The 18,327-nt window shown below is 40.7% G+C and carries 20 protein-coding genes and 2 riboswitches; of the genes, 14 read left to right on the top strand and 6 right to left on the bottom strand.

The genetic code is table 11. From position 1 onward, the window contains the following. On the bottom strand, positions 1 to 1,203 hold the full coding sequence (mtnK, locus tag N9I19_RS03635; protein WP_317777002.1) for an S-methyl-5-thioribose kinase: 1,203 nt from the start codon (positions 1,201 to 1,203) through the stop codon (positions 1 to 3). A gap of 77 nt (positions 1,204 to 1,280) precedes the next feature. Further along, positions 1,281 to 1,435: riboswitch (SAM riboswitch) on the bottom strand. A gap of 71 nt (positions 1,436 to 1,506) precedes the next feature. Further along, entirely contained in the window at positions 1,507 to 2,289 is a 783-nt protein-coding gene (locus N9I19_RS03630) for a carbon-nitrogen family hydrolase (RefSeq protein ID WP_289320220.1), read from the bottom strand. A gap of 99 nt (positions 2,290 to 2,388) precedes the next feature. Between N9I19_RS03630 and N9I19_RS03625 the strand changes: the two genes are divergently transcribed. The 7 genes from N9I19_RS03625 (at position 2,389) to N9I19_RS03595 (ending at position 8,505) form a co-directional block, all read left to right on the top strand. After that, positions 2,389 to 3,561 carry a pyridoxal phosphate-dependent aminotransferase gene (locus N9I19_RS03625; RefSeq protein WP_089364029.1) on the top strand — a complete coding sequence of 391 codons (1,173 nt, stop codon included), beginning with the start codon at positions 2,389 to 2,391 and terminating at the stop codon, positions 3,559 to 3,561. Positions 3,562 to 3,690: 129 nt separating this feature from the next. Further along, a riboswitch (SAM riboswitch) is annotated at positions 3,691 to 3,843 on the top strand. A 105-nt stretch (positions 3,844 to 3,948) separates the two neighbouring features. Beyond that, a complete protein-coding gene (gene mtnW / locus N9I19_RS03620; RefSeq protein ID WP_317777001.1) occupies positions 3,949 to 5,181 on the top strand; it encodes a 2,3-diketo-5-methylthiopentyl-1-phosphate enolase in 1,233 nt (410 codons plus the stop codon). Between the two features lie 6 nt (positions 5,182 to 5,187). Then, positions 5,188 to 5,847: a 2-hydroxy-3-keto-5-methylthiopentenyl-1-phosphate phosphatase gene (locus tag N9I19_RS03615; RefSeq protein WP_317777000.1), complete on the top strand. Its 660-nt coding sequence runs from the start codon at positions 5,188 to 5,190 to the stop codon at positions 5,845 to 5,847. Beyond that, on the top strand, positions 5,844 to 6,473 hold the full coding sequence (locus N9I19_RS03610) for a methylthioribulose 1-phosphate dehydratase (RefSeq protein ID WP_317776999.1): 630 nt from the start codon (positions 5,844 to 5,846) through the stop codon (positions 6,471 to 6,473). Before N9I19_RS03615 ends, N9I19_RS03610 begins: the two co-directional genes overlap by 4 nt. Positions 6,474 to 6,723: 250 nt before the next feature. Beyond that, positions 6,724 to 7,257, top strand: a complete 534-nt coding sequence (locus N9I19_RS03605) for a cupin domain-containing protein (protein ID WP_317776998.1) — start codon at positions 6,724 to 6,726, stop codon at positions 7,255 to 7,257. A gap of 124 nt (positions 7,258 to 7,381) precedes the next feature. Next, positions 7,382 to 8,308, top strand: coding sequence for a CobW family GTP-binding protein (locus N9I19_RS03600; protein WP_284470456.1), 927 nt, complete (start codon positions 7,382 to 7,384; stop codon positions 8,306 to 8,308). 62 nt (positions 8,309 to 8,370) lie between these two features. After that, positions 8,371 to 8,505 (top strand): hypothetical protein, encoded by a 135-nt coding sequence (locus tag N9I19_RS03595; RefSeq protein ID WP_284470457.1) that lies wholly within the window; start codon positions 8,371 to 8,373, stop codon positions 8,503 to 8,505. Between the two features lie 68 nt (positions 8,506 to 8,573). Here N9I19_RS03595 and N9I19_RS03590 read toward each other — a convergent pair whose 3' ends face one another. Continuing rightward, the gene (locus N9I19_RS03590) at positions 8,574 to 8,816 is read right to left on the bottom strand and encodes a hypothetical protein (RefSeq protein WP_061463574.1); all 243 of its coding nucleotides are present in this window, start codon (positions 8,814 to 8,816) and stop codon (positions 8,574 to 8,576) included. 110 nt (positions 8,817 to 8,926) lie between these two features. On the opposite strand from N9I19_RS03590, the gene N9I19_RS03585 reads away from it, so the two are divergent. The 6 genes from N9I19_RS03585 (at position 8,927) to N9I19_RS03560 (ending at position 14,003) form a co-directional block, all read left to right on the top strand. After that, entirely contained in the window at positions 8,927 to 9,193 is a 267-nt protein-coding gene (locus tag N9I19_RS03585) for a hypothetical protein (RefSeq protein WP_089364061.1), read from the top strand. Positions 9,194 to 9,311: 118 nt separating this feature from the next. Beyond that, positions 9,312 to 10,274 carry a YncE family protein gene (locus N9I19_RS03580; RefSeq protein WP_317776997.1) on the top strand — a complete coding sequence of 321 codons (963 nt, stop codon included), beginning with the start codon at positions 9,312 to 9,314 and terminating at the stop codon, positions 10,272 to 10,274. Positions 10,275 to 10,279: 5 nt separating this feature from the next. Next, a complete protein-coding gene (locus N9I19_RS03575; protein WP_317776996.1) occupies positions 10,280 to 10,966 on the top strand; it encodes a response regulator transcription factor in 687 nt (228 codons plus the stop codon). Further along, positions 10,963 to 12,378: a sensor histidine kinase gene (locus tag N9I19_RS03570; protein ID WP_317776995.1), complete on the top strand. Its 1,416-nt coding sequence runs from the start codon at positions 10,963 to 10,965 to the stop codon at positions 12,376 to 12,378. Before N9I19_RS03575 ends, N9I19_RS03570 begins: the two co-directional genes overlap by 4 nt. Before the next feature lie 19 nt (positions 12,379 to 12,397). Further along, complete coding sequence (locus N9I19_RS03565) at positions 12,398 to 12,835, top strand: FixH family protein (protein WP_089364022.1); 438 nt, start codon at positions 12,398 to 12,400, stop codon at positions 12,833 to 12,835. Between the two features lie 448 nt (positions 12,836 to 13,283). Continuing rightward, the gene (locus tag N9I19_RS03560; protein ID WP_317776994.1) at positions 13,284 to 14,003 is read left to right on the top strand and encodes a CAP domain-containing protein; all 720 of its coding nucleotides are present in this window, start codon (positions 13,284 to 13,286) and stop codon (positions 14,001 to 14,003) included. A gap of 202 nt (positions 14,004 to 14,205) precedes the next feature. Here the strand turns inward: N9I19_RS03560 and N9I19_RS03555 are convergent, their stop codons facing one another. After that, positions 14,206 to 14,673, bottom strand: coding sequence for an Hsp20/alpha crystallin family protein (locus tag N9I19_RS03555; protein WP_317776993.1), 468 nt, complete (start codon positions 14,671 to 14,673; stop codon positions 14,206 to 14,208). 159 nt (positions 14,674 to 14,832) lie between these two features. On the opposite strand from N9I19_RS03555, the gene N9I19_RS03550 reads away from it, so the two are divergent. Next, the gene (locus tag N9I19_RS03550; protein WP_289337444.1) at positions 14,833 to 15,606 is read left to right on the top strand and encodes an SDR family oxidoreductase; all 774 of its coding nucleotides are present in this window, start codon (positions 14,833 to 14,835) and stop codon (positions 15,604 to 15,606) included. A 49-nt stretch (positions 15,607 to 15,655) separates the two neighbouring features. Here the strand turns inward: N9I19_RS03550 and N9I19_RS03545 are convergent, their stop codons facing one another. Then, a complete protein-coding gene (locus N9I19_RS03545) occupies positions 15,656 to 17,011 on the bottom strand; it encodes an MATE family efflux transporter (RefSeq protein ID WP_317776992.1) in 1,356 nt (451 codons plus the stop codon). 128 nt (positions 17,012 to 17,139) lie between these two features. After that, positions 17,140 to 18,252, bottom strand: a complete 1,113-nt coding sequence (locus tag N9I19_RS03540) for a mechanosensitive ion channel family protein (RefSeq protein WP_317776991.1) — start codon at positions 18,250 to 18,252, stop codon at positions 17,140 to 17,142. Between the last annotated feature and the right edge of the window lie 75 nt (positions 18,253 to 18,327).

Below are 18,327 nucleotides of genomic sequence, written 5' to 3'. Positions count from 1 at the left end.
TTAAAGGGTTGAATAAAATGGAAGTGTATGGTTTTTCAACGCATCAATGACAGCTGGAACATCCAATTCTTCCCGTTTTTTAATTAAAAAAGCACCAATCTTCAATGTTGTCGTTTTCGCAGCGATCCTAGATTCTTTATCTTCAATGACATTTAGATCGGCAACATGGGAAAGGCCGATGGTTCGCCGAATCAGTTCGCATCCGGCAAAACCGAATGCGTCCCTTTTGAATTTAGCCAGTAAATAAGGTAGATAACCCTTCACATTGCGGAATGGGCTTATATTTTGGGTGTTCCATAGTTCAGTATATGCTTCTTCAAAGGCATTCCAAAATTGATGGAGGTGTGTGAAAATCTCTTCCTTTCCAGGGCCATTACGTGTGACTGCCTGAAAAAGAAGGTTGGCTGTGTATTGACCTAGGTCAAAACCAACTGGGCCATAAAAAGCAAATTCTGCATCAATAACCTTTGTTTCAGTTTCACTTGCAAATATACTTCCTGTATGTAAATCTCCATGAAGCAAGGATTCCTGCTCGGTTTCAAAGCTTTGTTTCAGCTTGGCGACTTCAAGTATCACATCTTGATCATTCCAAATACTTTTGGCGGCATCAGTCAATTCCACCTCGAAATCTCCGGGGAGCTCCTCGAAAAAAGGATCCGTGAAAATGTAGACTTCAGTGATTCTGCAAAGCTCCGGATTCGTGAAGTGTCGGGCCACTTCTTTTTTCGCAGAGGGTTCTAAATGATAATCGGATGTATAAAATGCCGTCTTCGCTACATACTCACCGATATGCTGTGAAAGCAATGGATATGGATCACCATCGATTAATCCTGTTCTAACGATTTTCAAGTGCGATAAATCTTCCATGACTGTGATCGCAAGCTGTTCATCCGAATAATAGACTTGCGGTACGAATTCGGGGCAATAGCTTTTGAAATGAATAAGTGCATTCGCTTCAATGGCAGCCCTTTTCAATGTCAGCGGCCAGCTTTCGCCAATTACCTTGGCATATGGGACAGCCTGTTTGATTATTATTCCTTTCTTTGTATCAGTTTCTGTAATATGAAAAACATAATTTAAGTTACCATCTCCGATTTCTTTACAGTTTAAACTGGCATCCGCATTGACCAACCCAAGTTTTTTTGCAAAGGTTATAGCTGTTTCGTTTGTCAATCTTTTAAAATTCGAATGGTTTTGAGTCATTTTTTTTCCTCCAGGTTCAAAATAAGAATAAAAAAGCCTCTTTCATATAGAAAGAGGCAGAAGTTTTGGCTTCGGACCTCTCATCTCCCAGAAAAATGAATTCTGGTGGAATTAGCACCGTGCTCTGTGGATTTTATAATCCGGCGGTGGATCCGCCCCATTTCACAATGGTATTACAGTCGGTTGCTGGGCTTCATAGGGCCTTTATCCCTCAGCCTGCTCTTGATAAGAGTATATGTATTCTGAAATTTTAATCTTCGGGAAAATAATATCAACTTTTTAAATAGTTTGTCAATGGGGAAATTAATAAAAGTCCGGCCGGCGATCTTCGAATACAGGTATTTTGTTACGTGCTTCCGTAACTTTAGTGAAGTCCAAGGTGCCTGTCAATAGTTCGTTTTCTTCTCCCGCTTCACTTACGATAACTCCCCATGGATCAATAATCAAGGAATGACCAGCAAATATATTATTGATATCCGAACCTGAACGATTAACGGCTACAACATAGGCTTGGTTCTCGATGGCACGACTAATCAATAAGGCTCTCCAGTGATCGAGTCTGGGCTTAGGCCATTCTGCGGTTACGAATAGAACTTCGGCACCTTGAACAGCATGGGCTCGCTGCCATTCAGGGAAGCGGATGTCATAACAAATGAATCCAGCACATATTTTTTCATCAAGAGTGAATAAACCTTCTTTTTCACCTGGCTGCAGGTAGCGATGTTCATCCATCAATTGAAATAAGTGAAGCTTATCATACTCTTTAATGAGTTTGCCATCCTTATTGATGATGATCATGGTGTTATAGAAACCCTTGCTCGTTTTTTTGGCAATGGAACCGCCTACGATGTGAATCTCGTGTTTCCTTGCCTGTGTTTTAAGGAATTCAATCGTTTTTTCCGCCTCTTGATCAGCAATCTCATTTAACCTGGTCAAGTCGTATCCAGTTGTCCAAAGCTCTGGTAAAATGACGATATCGGGTTCTGACCGTGCTGCTTCTTCCAACCATTGTTCCGCAACCTGAAAATTGATATCCGGTTGCCCGAATGCTATATCCATTTGAATACAAGCTATTTTCCACTTCATCGTTTAAAACCCCCACATGTAAAAAATGCTTTACAAGACTATGATAAACATATATCATTTGTGACTAGAATTTCAAGAAATTTCAGAGAAGGTGTATAAATGTTGCAATTCGAAAAATCCGGAAAGCTTCAGGACCTGCCAAAGCAGTTTTTTGCCTCACTTGTCGCAAAAGTCAATGCGATTACGGCGCAAGGACATGATGTCATTAATTTAGGCCAGGGAAATCCTGATCAACCGACGCCTGAACATATCGTGAAAAGTTTACAGACTGCCGCTGAAAGATCGATTAATCATAAATATTCACCATTCCGGGGACATCAATATTTAAAGGATGCCGCTGCCGTCTTTTATGAACGTGAATATGGAGTCAAGCTGGATCCAAATAGTGAAGTGGCAATTCTCTTTGGAGGAAAGGCAGGTCTTGTCGAACTGCCGCAGTGTTTATTAAATCCAGGTGATACGATCCTGGTTCCTGATCCCGGCTATCCGGATTATCTTTCAGGTGTAGTGTTAGCCCAGGCAAAAACCGAATTCATGCCCTTGACAGAAGAAAATGGTTTTCTTCCGAATTACAAAGTTATACATAAAGACGTGCTTGATAAAGCCAAAATGATGTTCTTGAACTATCCGAATAATCCCACTGGTGCTTCTGCAACTGAAAGTTTTTTTGATGAAACCGTCTCCCACGCAAGAGAGCATTCAATTTGTGTGGTCCACGATTTCGCTTATGGAGCGATAGGGTTCGACGGAAAAAAACCGACAAGCTTTCTCCAGGCAAAGGGAGCGAAGGATGTAGGAATAGAAATATACACACTATCGAAAACATACAATATGGCAGGGTGGAGAGTTGGCTTCGCAATGGGGAATAAAAGTGTCATAGAAGCTCTTGAACTATTACAAGACCATCTATATGTGAGTCTCTTCCCGGCGATACAGGAAGCAGCGGCAAGTGCATTGCTTGACTCGCAGAGCTGTGTAGAGGAATTAGTGAAGATGTATGAGGGGCGCAGGAATGTTTTCATTGAGGGATTAAGGGCAATCGGCTGGGAAGTCAAAGCTCCTGAAGCATCGTTTTTTGCCTGGCTCAAGGTACCAAAAGGTTTTACGTCAGAGAGTTTTGCAGACTATTTATTAACGCATGCCCACGTAGCTGTTGCCGCAGGGAATGGATTCGGTGAATTTGGCGAGGGTTACGTAAGGGTAGGGCTTCTGACTTCGGAAGAGCGGTTAAAAGAGGCTGTGGAACGAATTCGCACACTAAACTTGTTTTAACGAAGGATTGAGGTAACCAATCTATCTCACCGTTAAATGGTTAAAAACGTATTGACAAAGTATGGATTACCTGTCAGAATACAAAATAAATTCTAAATCTTTCGATACTTGTAACTATATATCAGCGTTTTCTTATTTTGAGCAGGTGGAGGGACTAGCCCTATGAAGCCCAGCAACCGACCGTAATTCCATTGTAAAATGGGGCGGAATTCTTCGCCGGATTTTCATGAAATCCACAAGGCACGGTGCTAATTCTTGCAGCCAATGGCTGGGAGATAAGAAGATGGCTTTTTAAAGCCTCTTCTTATATGAAGGGGCTTTTACCATTTAGAGCAATGCCAGGTTAATGACTTCGAGAGTTAACTAACGTGTAATAGGAGTGATCAGATGAGCGAGATAGTCGCTACTTATTTAATTCATGACTTTAATGGAAATCATGAGAAAAAAGCAGAGAGCATTGCCTTAGGTTTGACTGTGGGGACATGGACGGACCTGCCCCAATTGGTCCAGAAGCAACTGGAAAAGCATAAGGGACGTGTAGTATCCGTAACGCCACTATCTGAAGAAGAGAGGGCAAACGGCTACTTTAATCGTAAAGTGTACCGTTCGCTAATTAAAATTGCCTATCCGGCAGGGAATTTCTCTAATGATTTACCTGCAATCCTTACGACGGTCTTCGGCAAACTTTCATTGGACGGTGAAATAAAACTGATCGACCTGGATTTTGTCGGTGCTATTCAAAAAGCGTTCCCGGGACCGCAATTTGGCATTACAGGCATAAGGGAAAAGATTGAGGTATTTAACAGGCCCCTGGTGATGAGCATCTTTAAAGGTGTATTAGGAAGGGATCTAACCTTCCATAATGAGCAACTGAAGCAACAAGCGTTAGGAGGTGTCGACCTAGTTAAAGATGATGAGATTCTCTTTGACCAGGAACAGACTCCATTTTTCGATAGAATAAAAACGGGAAAAAGAATTTTGAATGAAGTCTTTGAAACCACTGGCCACCGAACTTTATATGCTGTCAATCTATCAGGGAAAACATTTGATTTATTGGATAAGGCGAAGCAAGCGGCTGAAGCAGGGGCAGATGCATTATTGTTCAACGTTCATACATATGGTTTGGATGTATTGCAAGCCTTGAGTGAACATGATCATATCAAACTACCGATCATGGCGCACCCCGCATATAGCGGGGCATTGGCAGCTTCATCATTTTATGGGATCGGCTATCCATTATTGCTTGGTAAATTAGTGAGGTTATCAGGAGCGGATTTATCCTTGTTCCCATCACCTTATGGAAATGTCGCACTTGAAAAAAAGGAAACATTAGCGATTGCTGAAGCTCTTACAAAAGATGAATTTTCATGGAAAAAGGCCTTCCCTGTACCTTCTGCAGGCATTCATCCCGGCATGGTTCCCGACCTGATCAAGGATTTTGGGCTGGACAGTGTCATTAATGCCGGAGGTGGAATTCATGGACACCCTGACGGAGCAGAGGGCGGTGCCAAGGCATTCCGTTCTGCTGTTGAAGCCGTACTCGCAGGAAAGGACCTATCAGAAGCGGCGGCTGAGGAAGAAGGACTAAAAAAAGCTCTTGTTTTATGGGGAGGATTGTAAGAAATAATGAAACCGATCATCTTTTGCGATTTCGATGGAACGATCACCAACACAGATAATATCATTTCTATCATGAAAAAATTTGCGCCTCCGGAGTGGGAAAAGTTGAAAGACGATGTCCTTGAGCAAAAAATCAGTATATCTTCAGGGGTCGGTGATATGTTTTCCTTGCTTGATAGTGGCTTGAAGGATGACATCATTCAATATGTATGCGAGACGGCCGGCATTCGTCCAGGATTTAATGAATTCGTTGAGTATACGAAAAAAGCCAATATCCCTTTATATATTGTAAGCGGGGGCATGGATTTTTTCATTGCACCTCTTTTAAATGATATCTTGCCAGCAGATTCCGTTTATTGCAACAATGCATTTTTTGATAAGGAAAAGATTTATATTGAGTGGCCACATGCTTGTGATGAGCAATGTAATAATGATTGCGGTTGCTGTAAGCCATCAATTATGAGGAAAATTACGGGTCCGGAAGATTTTAAACTCGTTATTGGAGATTCAGTAACGGATTTTGAAGCGGCAAAACAGGCCGATTTTGTCATAGCCCGTGACATGCTGCTTGAGAATTGTGATAGAGAAGGGATTTCTCATCAAGGTTTTGAGACGTTTTATGATGTAATTGATATTTTAAAGCGGCGGGAGGAGGTAAAGGCGTGAACACACATACTGAAGAATGGCTGGAGCTAGCCGATATTAAAGCTGAACTGGCCCAAAGGGATTGGTTTATGGGAACAAGCGGGAACTTGTCCATCCGCGAGCCCAAAAGTCCTTTCTTTTATATTTCGGCAAGCGGTAAGGATAAAAGGAAGCAATCGGATTCGGACTTTTTATTGGTGGATTTAAAAGGAAAACCAGTTGAAGAAACGGAGCTAAGGCCATCGGCCGAAACTTTGCTTCATACCGTTATTTACGGGAAAACCAATGCGAACTGTGTACTCCATGTCCATACAGTTGAAAATAATGTGATATCCGAATTGTACGGAGATGAAGGTCAAGTTTCTTTTCATAATCATGAAATCATAAAAGCGACCGGACGGTGGGATGAAGATTCAGAGCTTCGGATTCCAATAATTTATAATCACGCTGACATTCAACAGTTATCCGATAAGTTCAAGCAACATGTCGAAGAAGACTCTGGCGCCGTGCTGATCCGTAATCATGGAATTACGGTTTGGGGTATAAGCGGACTAGAAGCAAAAAGTATACTTGAAGCTTGCGAATTTTTATTTCAATATCAACTGTTGCTTAATCAACAAAAGGCGTTTGCAGGTTCTTTAAGATAGGCTCTTTTCGTAAAGATTGTTGTTTTTAAAACGAAACTATTTAAGGTTGATTGGAGCGGAAGTGCGAGACTCCTGCGGGAGCAGCGGGACAGGTGAGACCCCACAGGCGTTTACGCCGAGGAGGCTCACCGCCCGCCCCGCGGAAAGCGAGCATCTGGAGGGGAAATCAACCACAACTCACTACCTGGTAAATAGCAACAAAGTATGTGAAAACAGCCTTAAGATAAAAGATCCTAGAGGAGGATGAATGATGGCGATGATTAGGTTCCATGAAACAAACGAGGTTATTGAAAACGGTGAACAGGTAAAAGGCTTTTTAGAAACACAAGGGGTTATTTATGAACAATGGGACATTTCGAAATTACCGGCCCATCTTATGGAAAAATACGATCTGACAGATGCTGACAAAGAGGAAATCCTTTTAACTTTCAAATCTGAGATAGCGGAAATTTCCGAAAGAAGAGGCTATAAAGCTCAAGATATCATCACATTATCCGATGCAAATCCAAACTTGGATCAAATGCTTGAAAACTTTAAGCAGGAACACCACCATGAAGATGATGAAGTGCGTTTCATAGCAGGCGGAACCAGTATTTTTGCGATTGAGGGCAGCGATAAGCAGTGGTTTGATGTACGGCTTAATCCAGGAGATCTTATAAGTGTACCAGAATCCACACGGCATTATTTCACGCTGGCAGAAGATAGAAAAACTGTAGCTGTCCGTATTTTCGTTACAGCGGCAGGATGGGTGCCGATTTACGAAAAAGACGAAGTTCAAGCATGAATCATTGTCGAAAAACCAGCTTACGGGCTGGTTTTTTTATGTGGTTCGGGCAAGTGCTTTTAAAAGATAAGTATGATAAAATTTAACGGAATCGAATTTTACAGGATCATGGGAGCAGATACAAATGAAAACAACCGAAGTTTACATATTAGGAGGATTTCTCGGCAGCGGGAAAACGACGCTTCTACGAAATATATTAAAACAGGAAAGTGAAGCAAATAGGAAAGTGGCCGTCCTTTTGAATGAGCTCGGCAGTGTATCGGTGGACAGCGGCCTGATTGGTGATGAAGTGCCATTGAAGGAGTTGTTTGACGGGTGCATTTGCTGCACCATTCAGGATAAGCTGGAGGTTCAGCTTCATGAATTGCTAACTGAAAACAACCTTGACGCCGTATATATTGAAACGACGGGCGCAGCCCATCCAGTTGAAGTATTGGATGGCATCATGTCGCCGCTTTTCGCCAAAAGACTGGATTATAAAGGGATTATAACGGTCGTCGATTTACTACGGTGGCGCGATCGGGAAGAACTGTCTCCGCAGCTTCGGCAGTTGCTTGCTGAGCAAATCCACCATGCGGATTTCATATTATTGAATAAAGTGGACCTTGTAAGTGAGATGGAGGCCGCACAGCTGATATATTCGATACAGGCGCTTAACACCGATGCTGTTTGTTTATTGACGGAGTATGCGGCCATTTCCTTGATATCGTTGCAGCAGATGCAAAGAAAACGGCAAAATGGCCATCAAAAGCTTGATGTACACGACCATTTGCATTTAACTGCAGTGGTCCACACATTTGAGGGTGCCGTGGCACAAACTGACTTTGAAGATTGGCTTAGGGGCCTTCCGGAAACGGTCTATCGAATGAAAGGATACATTTCCTTTACACATTCACAACTCCCCCATTTATTCCAATACTCATACGGAATGCCGATGTATATGAATGAAATGATGAAAATGCCATTGAATATCGTCATTATCGGTGAAAAGTTGGATAGGGAAATTATCATCGGCCAGTTGAAGGCTTTGGAAGCGAAAGCGGCCCAATAAACGTCTGCCGTCCATTAAAGAGAAACATAAAAGGAGACTTTCTTATCAAGGAGGCGGTAATATTGCCATGGAATAAGAATGATTATCCGAATTCGATGAAAAATCTAGATGAAGATTTAGGGAAAAGGCCATTGAAATCGAGAATGCATTATTGGATGATGGATATGGGGATGGAAAAGTCATTCCAATTGCCATAGACCGCAGCTAAAATGTCGGTGGGAAAAGATTGAAAAAATGGTCAGACCATAAATGGGTCTGACCATTTTCATTGTTGCAATCCAAAGGCGGCAAATGTCTTTTCGTCTTCAATTAATCCGCAAGCAGCACATTGCACCCGAATTTCTGGACCATTATATGCTAGATGGAAGGGCTGAAGCGAATCGTTCGAATATTGTTCAACGATCTCACCGGATTGCGGATCCTTTTTAATGGGGGTTGATACTTGCTTAATGAGATTGAAGCGAGATTTATTTGTCCGGCAATTCGGACAGCGGTATACTTGAGACAATTTACTCACTCCTTTTTTTGAATTTTTTATTGCGTAATCGTAATATTAAGTTAGTCTTTACAAACTTGATTAATAATATGTATAAATTAGTGATGGATGGAAGGGATAATATGAAAGATAATGTCAGGCAAGAAGCAGTACTAGAGGCTTATTTAAGTTTATGGAATAATCGTAAGGTGCCGGATGGAGGTGGAAGGGAAGTATTATCGGAACTCATTCGCCGCGAGCTTTTAGATGAAAATGCACACCCCCGTGCCCGGAAACCAGTACTGGAAAAGTTTTACCTCTGTATTAAACGCGTGATGGGTTCTGCGCTTTCAGAAGAAATGAAAAACGCGATCGTCATATCCTATGTCACTGAATTGGAAAGGTTATGATTCCGGTTGTGATACGGATGCTTGTTTAGAGAATATTCTTTTCCGCTTCATACTTTTTTCACAAATCATTGTTAAAATTTTTAAAAAATAGATATTTAATGAATAAGGAGCTTAAAATATGAAGTGGGGCATTGGGCTTTTTCTTGCCATCTTACTGCTTACTGGGTGTAATGGCAGTAATACATTTACAAAAATAAATAAAAGTAAATCTTTCTTGGCGACAGTCAATATCAAGGATACCTCCCTGACTTTCATAGATGAAAACTATCATCCATTTGCCAAATGGGATATTTCAGAACCATTTACCGGAGCCCTGCTCCTGGCAGACAAAGATACTATCCTGCTTTATGGAAAGGATATGGAGAAAGTCCAAGTGTACTCTTTATCAGAAGGAAAACTGATAAACAGTTGGGAAATTGGGAAAGGGATCGTCAATATGCAGTTATTACATGATGGAAAAAGCATCGTGGCAGTCAATCAATCGAATCACTCCATTTATTTTTTAAATGATGAAGGTGAGGAACAGGATATAGTCAGTGTCGGTAAAAGCCCTTTGACCGTTCTTCAGGGTGTGCAAGCGAATCGCTTGTATGTAATTAATTTTGGGGATACCAAGTGTTCAGTGATAAATCTTGAAACGAAAAAGGTTGAATTCGAATTTCCCATACATAGTTCCAGCACTGGCTCATTATTGAGGGAAGAAAAGGATGAAATATGGATCGGAGGACACGGTCATGGAGATCAAGTGGAAGAAGATCTATATATTTATTCGGCAAAAACGGGAGAGTTGAAGAAAAAGTTGAAGGCTCCCACCATGCCGATAAAGTTCCTGGAGAATGCTGAAGGCATTTTTGTCCTTAGTCATGGCACAAGCTCCTTATATAAATTGAATGATCAATATGAGGAAGTGAAAAGCAAGGTGGTCGGCGTCAACCCTTTTGAAATGGCGAACTTTAACGAAGATGTGGTCGTAGCTGGATATGATAGTGATGAAGTGTATGTAGTGGATGCTGGAACAGTCGATGTTAAAAAAACGATCAAAGTCGGCGAAGGTCCATTCCAATTGATGTTGAGGGAGTAGTTGACATGCATGTTTACACCATTTTAGTCGTGGATGATGAAGAGGATATGCGGAATCTAGTTGAAATGTATTTGCTGAACTCAGGTTATCGATGCCTTCAAGCTGAGAATGGAAAAGAAGCCATTAGTATGGTTGAAACACATGAAGTGGATTTAATCCTACTGGATATCATGATGCCAGGTATGGATGGTTTCTCGGTATGTGAAAAGATTCGTGATAATTGGGAGATCCCTGTAATATTTGTCAGTGCGAAAGGTGAAGAGTGGGATATGGTGAAAGGGCTGAAGCTCGGCGGGGACGATTATATCGTCAAACCGTTCAATCCAGGAGAATTAGTCGCTAGGGTCGAAGCGGTATTGCGAAGGACAGGCAAACTATCATTGAAAGAAGAGGATCTAAACCAAGTGCGATTCGGTAAAATTAGCTTAAACTTACAATCCAGAACGGTTTTGGTGGAAGGGACCCCTATCAATTTAACCTTGAAAGAATTCGAGTTGCTCTTATTCCTCATGCGTCATAAAAGTCAGGCACTTAGCCGTGAACAACTGCTTGAAAATGTATGGAGCGGGGAGTATGGGGGGTCTTTACGTACCGTGGATACCCATATCAAAACTTTACGAATGAAATTAAGCGCGGCCGATTACATTCAAACCGTCTGGGGAATCGGGTATAAGATAGAGGAAAAGAAATGATTAATAAATGGAAGTCCCTCTCTTTTAAATTATGGCTTACCATCATCACCGCCATCATCCTGTCCGTGCTGTTCGCTTACTCCCTTTCCCAATATTATTATAAAAATCTTTATGTGGAGAAGCTTAAAACAGATTTAGTCAATGAAGCGTCATTGCTTGGTGAGGATTATACCGGCGGTGAAATTAGTGAAGACTTCAAGCAAAAAGTTGAATGGTTTAACAGTAAGAATGACAGCGAGGTCTTTGTCGTCAGCAATCCCAGGGAATTGAGTGCCTGTCTCCCTTTTGAAATCAATTATGACACCCTCATTTCTGAAGAAGAACGGCAAATGCTTTTAGACGGGAAAGCCGTTGAAAAAGAGGGGTACGAGAAAAGGTTTGAAAAGAACATCGTAGCGGCCATCATACCCCTGATTGACGGAGATCGCCTCGAAGGCATCATCTATACGTATATTCCAGTGGATTCTATTACGGTCTTGCTTAAGGAATTTGCTGCAAAGTGGATGGCAGCGGTTCTTTTATTCTTGATTGTCGCGATTTTTTTTACTACGAAATGGTTGAAAAAGTTAATCAGTCCTATCAAGGATATCGAGTCTGCTGCCCATCGAGTCTCAGAGGGCAATTATGACATACAGGTTCAGGTAAGGAGTCATGATGAAATAGGTAAATTGGCACAAGCCTTTAATGATATGGCTAACTCCATCCATTTGGAAGAAGAAAGAAAAAAAGAGTTTCTTGAAAATGTTGCACATGAGCTTAGAACCCCGCTTAGTTATGTAAAGGGATACACGCAGGCCATTTTGGATGGTGTAGTGAAAAATGATGAAGAGGAACGTAAATACCTTCAACTCATTTCAAGGGAAGCTCTTAGGCTGCAGCGGCTTGTAGGAGATTTGATGGATTTATCAAAAATGGATAGTGATCCACTCATGTTATTTAAAACCCCGATTGCCCTTGCTCAATTTATTGAAGATGTTCTAGTGATTTATGAACCTATAATAAAAGAAAAGCAATTGAACTTGAAAATCGATCTGGATCCGGACCCGATTATTATTGGGGATGAAGGCAGGATGGAACAAATCTTACATAACATTTTTGACAATGCCATTCAGTATACGGAGCCTGGAGGATCAATCAATATTACCTTGATTCAGCATAAAGAAAATTGCGAACTGGTGGTTACTGACACGGGTAATGGGATTCCTGAAGCGGATCTACCATATGTAATGAATCGCTTTTACCGGGTGAACAAAGCACGCAGCCGTTTTGATGGCGGGTCAGGGCTTGGGCTGTCCATCGTCAAAAAATTGGTGGAATTGCAAAATGGCAATATCGAAATAGAAAGTAAAGAAAAAATAGGAACAAAAGTCAGGGTAGTGCTACCTATAATAGGAGAAGAATTGAATTCATAAAAAGGGGATACGTTCAAAAATGAAAAGAATCATGTTATTTTGCATGGCATTAATTTTATTGGCTGGATGCGGCAAGGAAGAGGAAATTCCGAAAATGTTGAATGTCGATTTAGCTGTCAATCCAATTCATGGAAAAGTGGATGAGCCTGTGAAGTTTCAGGCAAAAGTGACCTATGGGGATGAAGAAGTGAAAGATGCGGATGATGTCAGCTTTGAAATTTGGCTTGCAAATAGCAAAGACCATGAAAAGATTCCTGCAAAACATAAAGAAAACGGCATTTATGAATTGGAAAAGACTTTTGAAGAAGAAGGAACCTATTATGTATATGCCCACGTAACAGCAAGGGATATGCACAACATGCCAAAGGAGAAATTCGTCATAGGCAAACCAAGCCCTCCTGAACAAAATGGTGGAAAAAAGGATATGGACGAGATGAATGATGATGAAATGAAATGATGAATGCAAAATCCAAACCAAAACAATTCGGTGGAATCCGGATTGTTTTTTTATTTGTAAAATCCTCATGGGGGATAGGGGTGAATGATGAAGTCTAATGTCGAATTTAAAACGAAAAAAATGTAACATAAAAGTAATGAAAGTCATAATAAGTAGCTTGGAAACGATATGTCAACGAAAAGTTATTAGTATTCCATGGAAATGGTTCTATGTAACTACCATTGACAAGGAATGGCTAGAAAAATATGGGTATTTATACTACTTACAGAAACATAGATAGTTAAAGCATTTTTGCAAGACTTCTCTGAAACTTGGATAAAAATATTTTCTCATTCGCCTCCTGTGAATTTGATGGAAATTGATGGTGCATATATTACGAAAAATGCATGATATGATAATTCCAGAAGCAAAACACAACACAAAATGAACATCACAGGAGGAAATACGAATGAAAAAGAAAATGTTTATGTCAGCAGCAGCAGCTGCAGCTATTATATTCACAGGAGTAGGAGTTAACCAAGCAGAAGCAGCCAACTGTGATACTGTAAAACAAGTAACTTATCAAACTATGAATAAAGAGGATATGCAAAATGTCCTTGACCAATACTTAGCTAAATACAATTTCACATTACCTGCAGCGCAGGCTCAACAAACACCAGTTCAAACACCAGTTCAAGAAGTTGGAACAACGAACCAAGCAAAACCTGAAGCAAAACCTGAAGCAAAACCTGAAGCACCAGAAGTAACACCTGATAAATCTACTGATAAAAAAGCAGAGACAAGCTCTGAATTAAGTGCTTATGAACAAGAAGTTGTTAAATTAACTAATGCAGAACGTGAAAAACAAGGTTTGGCAGCACTTAAAATCGACACTAAGTTGAGCAAAGTTGCCCGTATCAAGTCTCAAGACATGAAAGATAAAAATTACTTTGATCACAATAGCCCAACTTACGGCTCACCATTCGATATGATGAAACAATTCGGAATCAGCTATACATCAGCTGGCGAAAACATCGCACAAGGTCAACAAACACCTGAAGAAGTGGTACAAGCTTGGATGAATAGCGAAGGACACCGTGAAAACATCATGAATCCTAGCTTTACTCATATTGGAGTAGGTTACGTAGCATCTGGTAACTACTGGACTCAACAATTCATCGGAAAATAATAGATTAATAGAAGAGTGCATCCCATTAACATGGGGTGTGCTTTTTTTGCACGCAATTGATCAATTACTTCTAATGGAATGGCATGATTTGTGCCATTGATTTTTGTAATGTGCCGAAATCTAATTGTATGGACTGATGGTTGTTGGCAACAAGAGAAAGAAGGACCGCACCAGAAAATTAGTGTGGTCCCGTTGAAGCCAATCAAATCTCGGATACATCGATTTCTGAATACTGGGTATTGAAACTTTTTTGAAGGCGTATTTCCAATGTTGATTCTTTATATTGGGCGGATGCCCCTTTTTTCTTAACAAGAGCGGGAAGTGTTATGACATGCCGATCTGACTCCTCTGGAATCCCCTCGATGATGGATTGGTTAGAGGTATGGTAAAGTTTCATTTTCTTTAGCCAAGATTCATCTTCTATGGGAATTCTTACAAAGACATTTAAATGGGTTTCAAAAACATCTGCATGTAAAGGATGTTCAGATTTGGCATTTTCTTTTTGTGCCCCGCCTTCACTATGGTTCATCATACCTTGCATATTGTCAGGGATGACCTGTGAAAATACCTTTTCAATGAACGATTGTACATCACTTTGCTGCATATTTTTCATGAAGTCCTTTTGGTTCAGGTTATTTTTTAAAGAAAAAAGTGAATTCCAGGGAAACATATTGAATTCCTCTCTCCTGCTTATTGGCTGACAGGTTTATTTCTTATATTTTATGCAGGCTAAAGCCTATAGGTTCGTTTTTATAATTACTAAATTATAGAAAACGGGTCAAACTTATGTATAATTAAGTAAAATCCATTAGATAAAGAGGGTAATCCTGTGGATGAAAAAGTAGCTTTTATTACTGGTGGAGCAACGGGAATCGGCAAAAGGATGGCAATTTCACTTGCGGATAATGGCATGTCCATTATCATTACTTATCGAAAAAGTAACAAGGCAGCCTTAGCATTAGTGGATGAATTGCAGGAAAAGTACAATGTAAAGGCACTTGCGATTCAAGGTGACTCGTCGAGTGAGAAAGATTGCCGAAATATTTTGCAGTTGGTCTTGGAGGCTTTTGGCCATGTTGATATCTTCATTCATAACGCAGGGCCTTATATGCATGATCGCAAGCCCATGACTGAATATGGCAGTGATGAATGGAAGTACATCATGGATGGAAATTTAAATGGTTTTTTCTATTTTGCCAAGGAGCTTATTCCGCAAATGCGCAGTAGAAGATGGGGCAGAGTCATCACTTTAGGGTTTGAGAGGTGTGAAACTGCACCAGGCTGGATATATCGTTCTGCTTTTGCCGCTGCAAAGAGCGGGTTGACCTCCTTAACTAGAACTTTAGCTGCCGAAGAAGCTAAACATGGGATCACCGTGAATATGGTCTGTCCTGGAGATATCATAGGTGATTGGAAAGAAGAGGAAATTAGGGTCGCAAGAGGAGAAAAGGATGATACGGTTCCAGTCGGAAGACCAGGTACAGGGGAGGATATAGCGAGGGTCATCACGTTCCTATGTGATGAAAAATCAGATTTCATTACCGGTAGCGTCATACCGGTAACAGGAGCTAAGGATGTTCTTGGGAAATTATATAAAGCCTAGTGGTTTAGGGTAAAAAGGTGGGGCCGGTGTAATCCAGCCCCACTCTTTTTTATGCCATTCTTTTATACTTTACTTGCTGTATGAACCTTAAACGAGCAGCCAACCCTATCGCTCCGAGGGCCAAGCCGGAAATTAAGCCGATCCAATACCCAAAGGCTCCCATATCCGTATACTGTGCAAAGAAATAGCCAATGGGAAGCCCAAGAATCCAATATGAGACAAGGGACATCGCAAACGTGACATTTACATCTTTATATCCACGCAATATACCCTGTATAGGTGCCTGCAGGGCATCTGATATCTGAAAGAAGATGGCATAGATTAAAAAATGTGATGTCAGCATCATTACCTCATGATCTTTAGTGTAAACAGAGGCGACAGGTTCGCGGAAGAGGAATAGGATGGTCGACAAAACGAGCGACATCGTCAATGCCATCGAGATGCCAATCCAGCTGTACTCTTTGGCATCTTTATAACGGGATGCCCCAATTTCGAATCCAATGACGATCGTCAATGCCATGGATATACTTAGCGGCATCATATAAAGCAGTGACGCAAAATTCATGGCAATCTGATGCGAAGCAATTGTCACGGTATCATACTTACTCATCAAAAGGGTAACGGCCGAAAAAATGCTAGTTTCAAAAAAGATGGCCAGACCGATAGGAACCCCAATCAATAATAGGGCACGCCATTCTTTCCAGGAAACCCGGAAAAATTCATTGAAGACCTTATATGTCGAAAATGGGTTGATTTTCACCACTACAATGATGGCAACCAGTGCAATTAACCAATAAGTAATGGCAGTAGCGTATCCGGAACCGACTCCTCCAAGTTCCGGGAATCCAAACTTCCCGTATATGAACAGGTAATTAAATATGACGTTAATTGGAAGTGCACACAAGGTAATGATCATGGAGATCCTCGTCTGCCCGAGTGCATCTATGAATGACCTCAACGCATTATAAACGAATAAAGGAATGATCCCGATAGAAAGGGCGATCAAATAATCATGCGCCACCCGGTGGACATTATCTTCAAGATCCATGGCATTCAATATGGGATTCAATGAAAACGCCCCAATGATTAAAATGACCAAGGCTAAAGCGACAGCTAAATAAATGGCCTGCATCACAGAATAGGAAACGGATTTGGACTGCCTGGAACCAACGAGCTGTGAAACCACCGGCGTTAAGGCAATCAATATCCCACTTAGCCCCGTGTACACGGGTGTCCAAAGCGAACTGCCGATCGAGACGCCGGCAACGTCCTGCGTACTGTATTGCCCTGACATCATTACATCAAAAAAAGTCATGGCATATAGGCCGATTTGAGTTATCAGGATAGGTATCAATATATAAAATAACATACGGATCTTTTGCGATTTAGTATAGGTCTGGTTCATCAAAGTACCTCAATATAAATATTTGAAATTTTCAACACAATGAAAGAATTATATCACAGAAGCGCGTGATGTTTTAAGCTTTTATTTGAAGTTGAAAAAGACTTGCCGTTTTAGGGCAAGTCTTTTTGTCAGTCGCGCATGGATTCAAAATCATTCATGGCTTCTATATTTGATTCTTTTTGAAGAATGAAAGCCTGGGAAGGGATGGCAATTTGCACATCTTCCTGCTCTAATATCTCCATTATTTTAAAGTTCACATCTTCTTTAATTGATAAATATCCTCCAAAGTCAGTCGCATTCGTGAAGAAATAGAGGTAAAGGTTGAAGCCGGAATGACTAAACTCATCAAACTTAACAAGAATCGTTTCCGGATGTACTTCTGAATGATCAATCAGCATTTTTTCTATGTTTCTAATGACATTTTCCAATTTTTCTTTTGGCGTTGTAACATTCACATCCAAATGGAAGGCAATCTGTCTTTTACCCATCTTTGACCAGTTAATGATCGGTTCATTCGAAAGGGTCGCATTTGGAACCGTAACTAAAGCTTGGGCGAAAGTCCGAACTTTGGTGCTTCGGAATGTGATGTCTTCAATGGTTCCCTCAACACTTGGAGTTTTGATCCAATCCCCTATTGTAAAAGGTTTTTCGGTGACGATGACGATACCCCCGAAAAAATTGCTGACGGTATCTTTAGCAGCAAGAGCGAAAGCCAATCCACCCAAACCAAGCCCTGCAACAAATCCATCGACATTAAAACCCCATTCCTCCGCAATAATGGAGGCACCAAAAGCAATGATGATTAACTTTATGATTTTCGTAAAGAACGGCATGACGATTTGATCGACTTCAAGTCCAAATTTACTTACTAATTTCGGAAATAAAATAGTTAAGATCGAACTGATATTGAAAATCGTCCAAAAGAATAAGAAGACAAAAAATGATCTGTATATTTTCAATCTTAATTCAGTCGAAGGCGAGTCAAGCGGGAAATAGTGCATCGAAATAATAACACCAATCAAAACGATAAGCAATCTTACCGGCTGTTCGATAGCGAGCATTAAGTTGGCCGCAAATTCAACTTTACGTTTTTCTGCCATTCGAAGAAAGAATTTGAATATATATTTAGTAAATACTTTCCGAAGCAAAAGGAAGATTAGAAAAATACCTATGGAAATTCCTAATTGGGTCCAGGCTTCGATTCCATCAAATTGATGGAGAGATTCAGAAACTTCTTGCAATGTATTACTCCTCCAATGTATCTTGTAGTATTGTAGAATACTAAGATTATAATATATTCATGTTAAAAAAGGAAA

Source organism: Peribacillus sp. CSMR9 (assembly GCF_033141925.1).
Classification (GTDB): Bacteria; Bacillota; Bacilli; order Bacillales; family DSM-1321; genus Peribacillus; species Peribacillus simplex_A.
The sequence above is the reverse complement of the archived record's forward strand: the minus strand, read 5'-3'. Positions and strand labels throughout refer to the sequence as shown.